The organism is Streptomyces sp. YS-3, assembly GCF_045257485.1.
GTDB lineage: Bacteria > Actinomycetota > Actinomycetes > Streptomycetales > Streptomycetaceae > Streptomyces.
The window spans coordinates 1-8,158 of the sequence record NZ_JBJHPC010000335.1; the positions used below are offsets into that span (position 1 = coordinate 1).

An 8,158-nucleotide genomic window follows, 5' to 3' on the forward strand; every position below is an offset into this window, starting at 1 on the left:
GGTACGGGTACGGGGGCCGGCGCGACCGGCCCCCGTACCCGTACCCGTACCCACTCCCGCCCCCGAGCGGGCCGAGCCGGCGGACAAGCGGAAGACCGCCAAAAAGGGCAGATCCGTCAAGGGCCGTACGCTCACCGGGATCGCCGCTGCGGCCGTCACCACCGTGCTCGCGGTCGTGGTGGCCGGCCAGGTCACCTCCGACGACGGCCACCGCGCCGACGCGCGGGCCGCCGACGGGAACGGCCGTGCGGACGAGGGGCCCGCCTCCCGCTCCAAGGACCGCTCGACGCCCCAGCAGGCGGCCCCCGCCAAGCCCGCCACGTACGAGCAGAAGATGGCCCTGCAGTACCCGATCGACCCCAAGCTGAAAGGTTCCGGCGAGTTCGAGGTGGTGCCCGGATCCGCGGCGGCGCCGGGCAAGGGGCGCAAGTACCGCTACCGGGTGGACATCGAGAAGGGCCTCGAACTGGACGGCGCCCTCTTCGCCGAGGCCGTGCAGAAGACCCTCAACGACGACCGCAGCTGGGCGCACGACGGGGCGAAGACCTTCGAACGCGTCTCCTCCGGCAAGCCCGACTTCGTGGTGACCCTGGCGAGCCCCGGCACCACCGGGACCTGGTGCGCCAAGTCGGAGCTGGACGTCACCGAGGAGAACGTCTCCTGCGACTCGGCCGCCACCGAGCGCGTGATGATCAACGCGTTCCGCTGGGCGCAGGGCTCGGAGACCTTCGGGGCCCAGGCGATGTTCGCCTACCGGCAGATGCTCATCAACCACGAGGTGGGACACCGGCTCGGCCATGGACATGTGAGCTGTCGCACTCCGGGCGCGCTGGCTCCGGTGATGCAGCAGCAGACCAAGTCCTTGGACATAGACGGGATCAAGTGCCGTCCCAACCCATGGGTCTACCCGACTGGTTGAGACCAGTCCGGCCCTGCTGTCCACACTGTGGGACGACTGTCTCAATCTCGGTTGACAGTGGACAGCGGGGCTTTGCATAGTTCTCGACATGCCGCACCGCCCCGTCACCCCCGAACGCGCCGCCATCGAGCTGGCGCTGATCGGCGTGACCGGGCTCTGCGTAGCCGACATTCACTGTTGCTGACGCCCACTCGCGCGCAGTTTTTTCCTCTCTGCGCCCGGGTACTTCCGTCTTTGCTCATCCGCGCGGGCGCAGCACTCCCTCTTGTCCGAAGACCATGACGTCGTCATGGGCCGGGACAGACGCCCGCGTCCGTTTCGTCCCTGCCCGGCAGTCACCCCGAGAGGTCTTCATTCCGATGCGCCAGATGTCCGGAAACGTCGCAAGAGCGGCAGCGATAGCCGTGGTTCTCGCCGTGGGCGCCGTCGCCTGCGGCCCCGACGACAGCGGCGCCAAGAACGCCGGCGGTGGATCGGACGCCAAGCCCGCCAAGGGCGGCACGCTCTCCGTCCTCAACAACGAGCCGCAGACCGACTTCGACCCGGCGCGGCTCTACACCTCCGGCGGCGGAAACGTTCCGTCCCTGGTGTTCCGTACGCTCACCACCCGCAACCGCGAGGCCGGCGCCGAGGGCACCAAGGTCGTCCCGGACCTCGCCACCGACACCGGCAAGCCCAACGCCGACGCCACGGTGTGGACGTACACCCTCAAGGACGGCCTCAAGTACGAGGACGGCACGCCGATCACGACGGCCGACATCAAGTACGGCATCGAGCGGTCCTTCGCGGCCGAGCTCTCCGGCGGCGCGCCCTACCTGCGCGACTGGCTGGCCGGCGGCGACAAGTACGAGGGCCCCTACAAGGACGGCGGCAAGGGCCTCGCCTCCATCGAGACGCCCGACGCCAAGACCATCGTCTTCCACCTGAACAAGCCCGAGGGCGAGTTCCCCTACCTGGCGACCCAGACCCAGTTCGCGCCGGTCCCCAAGGCCAAGGACACCGGCACCAAGTACGAGTCGCACCCCGTCTCCTCCGGCCCGTACAAGGTCGTCAAGAACGAGAACGACGGCGAGCACCTGGTCCTGGAGCGCAACCCGAACTGGTCCGAGGCCACCGACGCCGAGCGCAAGGCCTACCCGGACAGCATCGACGTCCGCTCCGGCCTCGACGCCTCCGTCATCAACCAGCGCCTGTCCGCCTCCCAGGGGCCGGACTCGGCCGCCGTCACCACCGACACCAACCTCGGCCCGGCCGAGCTCGCCAAGATCGGCGGTGACAAGGCGCTCGCCGCGCGCGTGGGCACCGGCCACTTCGGCTACACCAACTACATCGGCTTCAACCCGAAGGTGAAGCCGTTCGACGACCCGAAGGTGCGCCAGGCCATCGCGTACGCGGTGGACCGCAGCTCGGTGATCAACGCGGTCGGCGGCTCCTCGCTCGCCGAGCCCGCCACCACCTTCCTGCCGAACCAGAAGGCGTTCGGGCACGCCGACTTCGACCACTTCCCGGCGGGCGACTCCGGCAACGCGGCCAAGGCCAAGGAGCTCCTGAAGGAGGCGGGCCACCAGGACGGTCTGACCGTCACGCTCACCCACACCAACGCCAAGGGCGGCCCCAAGGGCCCCGAGGTCGCGACCGCCCTCCAGGACGCCCTGAAGAAGGCCGGCATCACGGTCAAGCTCCAGGGCCTGGAGGCCAACGACTACAACGACACCATCCAGAGCGCCGAGAAGGAGCCCGGCTTCTTCCTGCGCGGCTGGGGCGCCGACTGGCCCTCCGGCGGCCCGTTCCTCGCGCCGATCTTCGACGGCCGCCAGATCGTCAAGGACGGCGCCAACTTCAACACCGGCTTCCTCGACGACCCGGCCGTCAACAAGGAGGTCGACGAGATCAACAAGCTCACCGACCTGGCGGCTGCCGCGCCGCGCTGGGGCGCCCTCGACAAGAAGATCGGTGAGCAGGCCGTGGTGGTCCCGCTCTTCCACCCGGTCTACAAGCGGCTCGTCGGCAAGGACATCAAGAACGTCGTCATCAGCGACTGGACCGGTGTGCTCGACATCTCCCAGGTAGCGGTCAAGTAGTCATGAGCAGTGAGGCCTTGTTGGCCTCGGAGACGGGAGCGGCCCCCCTGGTCGCTCCCGCCTCGGGGGCCCGTCAGTTCTGGCAGCGGCTGCGCGCCCAGCGCGCCGTGACCGTCGCCGCCGTCGTCTTCGCGCTGCTCGTGCTCGTCGCGCTTGCCGCGCCCCTGCTCACCGCCCTGGAGGGGCAGGACCCCAACGCCTTCCACCCGGCTCTGATCGACTCCGCCGCCGGCGGTGTGCCCAAGGGCGCCTTCGGCGGCGTCAGCGGCGACCACTGGCTCGGCGTGGAACCGCAGACCGGCCGCGACCTGTTCGCACGGCTCGTCTACGGAGCCCGGGTCTCGCTCGGCGTCGCCTTCATCGCCACCCTGGTGCAGGTGCTGATCGGGGTGAGCCTCGGACTGCTCGCCGCGCTCGGCGGGCGCTGGGCCGACCAGGTCATCAGCCGGTTCACCGACGTGGTGGTGGCGCTGCCGCTGCTCGTCATCGGCCTCGGCCTGATCGCGGTCGTGCCCGACTCGGTGCCGCGCCCGGTCCTGATCACCGGCGTCATCGCGGTCGTCGGCTGGTCCGGCACCTCCAAGATCGTGCGCTCCTCGGCGCTCAGCCTCAAATCCCTGGACTACGTCTCGGCGGCCCGGCTCAGCGGCTGGGGCCGGTTCGCGGTCGCCCGGCGCGAGCTGCTGCCCGCGCTGGCCGCGCCCGTCATCACGTACGGCGTGCTGCTGGTGCCCGCCAACGTCTCCATCGAGGCGGCTCTCTCCTTCCTCGGCGTCGGCATCAAGCCGCCCACGCCCTCCTGGGGACAGATGCTGACCGAGGCCAACACCTGGTACCAGTCGGCGCCGACATATCTGCTGCTGCCCGCCGGCTTCCTCTTCGTGACGGTCCTCTCCCTCACCGTCGTCGGCGAGGGCGTGCGCACCGCGCTCGACCCGAGGGCCGCCTCCCGGCTCAAGGTCGGCGTCACCTCCCGCAAGGACGCCAGGAACCGCAAGAACGCCGCCACATCCCCCAAGGAGGCCACGAAGTGACGGGCTTCCTGCTGCGGCGGCTCGGCGGCGCGGTCTTCGTGCTGCTCGCCCTCTCCGTCGTCGTCTACCTCGTCTTCTACGCCGCTCCCGGCAACGTCGCCCAGATCGTCTGCGGCGAGCGCTGCTCCCCGGCCCAGGTGGCCCAGGTGCACGACCGCCTCCAGCTCGGCGACCCCCTCTACGTCCAGTACTGGCACTTCCTCCAGGGGCTCTTCGCCGGCCGGGACTTCTCCTCCGGCGTCGGCGTCGTCCACTGCGACGCGCCCTGCCTCGGCCTGTCCTACCGCCAGGACTCGCCGGTCACCGACATCCTCATGAACAAGCTGCCCGTCACCGGCTCGCTGGTCCTCGGCGCGTTCGTGCTGTGGATCGTGCTCGGCGTCGGCACCGGCCTGCTCTCCGCGTGGAAGCGCGGCGGCGCGGTCGAGCGGACCCTGACCGGTCTCACGCTCATCGGCTTCTCGACCCCGGTCTTCGTGATCGGCCTGGTGCTGATCATCGTCTTCTGCTCGACGCTCGGCTGGCTGCCGTTCCCGCAGTACACCCCCTTCTCGGACAACCCCGAGCAGTGGTTCTGGGGGCTGCTGCTGCCGTGGATCTCGCTGGCCCTGATCGAGAGCGCCAAGTACGCGCGCCTGGTGCGCAGCTCCATGCTGGAGACCCTCGCCGAGGACCATGTGCGCACCTTCCGGGCGTACGGGCTCACCGAGCGGGCCATCGTCGGCAAGCACGCCCTGCGCGGCGCGGTCGCCCCCGTCATCGCGCTCAGCGCCCTGGACGCGGGCTCCATGTTCGGCGGCGCCGTGCTCACCGAGTCGCTCTTCGGCATCCAGGGCATCGGCAAGCTCCTGGTGGACTCGGTCCGCCAGGTCGACCTGCCCGTCGTGGTCGGCGTCGTCATGACGACCGGCTTCTTCGTCGTACTGGCCAATGCCGTCGCGGACGCGCTGTACGCGATGGCCGACCGACGGGTGGTGCTGTCATGACCGAGCCCCAGGCGCACACCCCCGCGCCCCTGGTGGAGGTCGCCGGCCTCTCCGTCGACTTCGGCGGGACCCGGGCCGTGGACGGGCTCTCCTTCACCCTGGCTCCCGGCGCCGCCCTCGGTGTCGTCGGTGAGTCCGGCTCCGGCAAGAGCGCGTCCGCCTACGCCCTGCTCGGCCTGCACCGGGGCACCGGCGCCCTGGTCGAGGGGAGCGTCAAGGTCGCGGGCACCGACGTCCAGCAGGCCTCCGACGCCGAACTGCGGCGGCTGCGCGGGGGAGTGGCGGCGATGGTCTTCCAGGACCCGCTCTCCTCCCTCGACCCGTACTACGCCATGGGCGACCAGATCGCCGAGGTGTACCGGGTGCACCGGGGCGGCTCCAAGCGGGCCGCACGCGCGCGTGCCGTGGAGGTGCTCGACCGCGTCGGCATCCCCGACGCCGCCCGCAAGGCGCGCTCACGGCCGCACGAGTTCTCCGGCGGTATGCGCCAGCGCGCCCTCATCGCGATGGCACTGGCCTGCGAGCCCCGGCTCCTGATCGCGGACGAGCCGACCACCGCCCTCGACGTCACCGTCCAGGCCCAGATCCTCGACCTGCTGCACGGGCTGCGCCAGGAGACCGGGATGGGCCTGCTGCTGGTCACCCACGACGTGGGCGTGGCGGCGGAGAGCGTCGACGACGTCCTGGTCATGCGCCAGGGCCGCGCCGTCGAACACGGACCCGTACAGGACGTGCTGGGCGCGCCGAAGGCCGCGTACACCAAGGAACTGCTCTCGGCGGTGCCGCGCCTGGACGCGGACAGGCCGGACGCCTCGGCCGCCGGTGAGCCGCTGCTCGAAGCCCGCGACCTGCGCAAGGTGTTCGGGCGCGGCAAGTCGGCGTTCACCGCCGTCGACGGGGTCTCGCTCACCGTGCGGCGCGGCGAGACGCTCGGCGTGGTCGGGGAGAGCGGCAGCGGCAAGACGACGCTCGGCCGGATGCTGGTGGGCCTGCTCGACACCACCTCCGGCACGATCCGCCGCGACGGCACGGCCGTGCAGATGGTCTTCCAGGACCCGGTCGCCTCGCTCAACCCCCGGCGCTCGATCGGGGAGTCGGTGGCCGACCCGCTGCGCGCCTCGGGCGTGCGGGACGAGCGGCGCATCCGCGCGCGCGTGGGCGAACTCCTGGAGCGGGTCGGCCTCGACCCCGACCGCTACGACCGCTACCCGCACGAGTTCAGCGGCGGCCAGCGCCAGCGCGTCGGCATCGCCCGCGCGCTCGCGGCCGAACCGCAGCTGATCGTCTGCGACGAGCCGGTGTCCGCGCTCGACGTGACCACCCAGGCCCATGTCACCGGGCTCCTCGCGGAGTTGCAGCGCGAGCTCGGGCTCGGACTCGTCTTCATCGCGCACGACCTCGCCGTCGTACGGCAGGTCAGCGACCGGGTCGCGGTGATGCGCCGGGGCCGGATCGTGGAGGAGGGCGCCGTGGACGACGTATACGGATCGCCCCAGGACCCGTACACGCGGCAGCTCCTCGCCGCCGTGCCGACCGTCGATCCGGTGCTGGCCGCGGTGCGCCGCGCCGCCCGCAAGGAGCTGCGCGAGCAGGCGCGGGAGCAGAACCTCGGTGAGGTGGCCGCGGCCTGACGCTCCGTTACTCTCCCGCCCCGTAGCGCGACGGAACGCCACCGGGGTGCGAAAGTTACGTGCATTCACCCCTTCCGGTGGCGCGATGGACAACCGTCCATCGCGCCACCGCCGTATCCGCTTACGTTCTTCCCGCTGCGAGTCGCCGGTGCAACGGCGACCGCCCACCAGGGAGATCGGGGGTGCGTATTTTGCGGATCGGACTGCTCACCGACGGCGGCTATCCGTACACGACCGGCGAGTCCAGGTTGTGGTGCGACCGGCTCGTGCGCGGGCTCGCGCGGCACGAGTTCGACATATACGCGCTGAGCCGCACCGCGGCGCAGGAGGAACGCGGCTGGGTGGCCCTGCCACCCCAGGTGCGCCGGGTGCGCACGGCCCCGCTGTGGGGCGCTGAGGAGTGGGGAAGCGTCCGCACGCGCTCCCAGCGGTCCCGCCGCCTCGGCCGCCGTGAGCGCGACCGGTTCGCCGTGTGCCTGCGCGAACTGGCCGGGGCGATCTGCGTGGCCGGGGCGGACGGCGAGAGCGGTCTGTCCGGCGCGCGGGCGCGGGACGGGGCGCCGGCCGGTGGACCGGGGCAGTGGCCGGGCCGCGGCGGACCGGCCTCCGCCGACGCCCGCGGGTTGGATCAGGACGGCGACCCGGACGCGCTGACGGTCGCCTTCGAGACCGCCGCGAGAGGCGGGCCCGCCGCCGCCCCCACGGGCGGGACCTCCCGGTTCGCGGAAGGCCTGTACGGGCTGGCCGACCTCGCCCTGGAGTCCGACGGACTGCCCGGCGCCCTGCGCTCCGAGACGGCCGTGCGCGTCCTGGAGGCCGCCTGCCGCACCCCCGGCGCGAGCCGCGCGGTGCAGTCCGCGCGCGTCCCCGACTACCTCGCCTTCGCCGAACTCCTCGAGCGCGCCCTGCGCCCCCTCTCGCTCGACTGGTACGACGCGGCGGGCCTCGGTGACGTCGACCTCTGTCATGCGGCCGGCGGCGGCTGCGCCGCCCTCCCGGGACTGCTGGCCAAACGCTTCTTCGGAGTTCCGCTGCTGGTCACCGAGTACGGGGTGCGGCTGCGCGCCCAGTACCTCGCGGCGGGCGACGCGCGCGTACCGGTACGGGCGCTGACGGCCGCCTTCCACCGGCGGCTCGCCGCCGAGGTGTACGAACGGGCCGCGCTCATCACCCCCGGCAACACCCACACCCGCCGCTGGCAGGAGAAGTGCGGCGCCGACCGCGCCAAGGTGCGCACGGTGTACCCGGGCATGGCCGCCGACCGCTTCCAGTCGGTGGGCGAGGGCGCGGACGGCGGCGACCCCACCACGCTGGTCTGGGTCGGCCGGATCGACCCGACCAAGGACCTCATCGCCCTGCTGCACGCCTTCGCGGAGGTCCGGCGCGCGGAACCGGACGCGCGCCTGCGGATCTTCTACGCGGGCCGGGCCTCCGGGACCGCTCAGGGCCTCCGGCTCCCGGGCCCGAGCCCGTACGCGTACGGCGACGCGCGGGGCGCGGGGCCGGG

Annotated in this window: 7 protein-coding genes; all 7 read left to right on the forward strand. The window is 72.0% G+C overall.

The window, feature by feature from the left end; genetic code table 11:
• Positions 1-919 (forward strand): DUF3152 domain-containing protein (locus ACJA3G_RS24025; RefSeq protein ID WP_406555110.1); only part of this gene is annotated, 919 nt, incomplete at its 5' end.
• An 88-nt stretch (positions 920-1,007) separates the two neighbouring features.
• A complete protein-coding gene (locus tag ACJA3G_RS24030) occupies positions 1,008-1,103 on the forward strand; it encodes an Ms4533A family Cys-rich leader peptide (protein ID WP_361387202.1) in 96 nt (31 codons plus the stop codon).
• A gap of 175 nt (positions 1,104-1,278) precedes the next feature.
• The gene (locus tag ACJA3G_RS24035; RefSeq protein ID WP_406555111.1) at positions 1,279-3,000 is read left to right on the forward strand and encodes an ABC transporter substrate-binding protein; all 1,722 of its coding nucleotides are present in this window, start codon (positions 1,279-1,281) and stop codon (positions 2,998-3,000) included.
• Positions 3,001-3,002: 2 nt separating this feature from the next.
• A complete protein-coding gene (locus ACJA3G_RS24040; RefSeq protein ID WP_406555112.1) occupies positions 3,003-4,034 on the forward strand; it encodes an ABC transporter permease in 1,032 nt (343 codons plus the stop codon).
• Positions 4,031-5,020 carry an ABC transporter permease gene (locus tag ACJA3G_RS24045; RefSeq protein ID WP_406555113.1) on the forward strand — a complete coding sequence of 330 codons (990 nt, stop codon included), beginning with the start codon at positions 4,031-4,033 and terminating at the stop codon, positions 5,018-5,020. Before ACJA3G_RS24040 ends, ACJA3G_RS24045 begins: the two co-directional genes overlap by 4 nt.
• The gene (locus ACJA3G_RS24050; protein ID WP_406555114.1) at positions 5,017-6,651 is read left to right on the forward strand and encodes a dipeptide ABC transporter ATP-binding protein; all 1,635 of its coding nucleotides are present in this window, start codon (positions 5,017-5,019) and stop codon (positions 6,649-6,651) included. Before ACJA3G_RS24045 ends, ACJA3G_RS24050 begins: the two co-directional genes overlap by 4 nt.
• Positions 6,652-6,842: 191 nt before the next feature.
• The coding region (locus ACJA3G_RS24055) for a DUF3492 domain-containing protein (protein WP_406555115.1) at positions 6,843-8,158 on the forward strand (1,316 nt) is incomplete at its 3' end.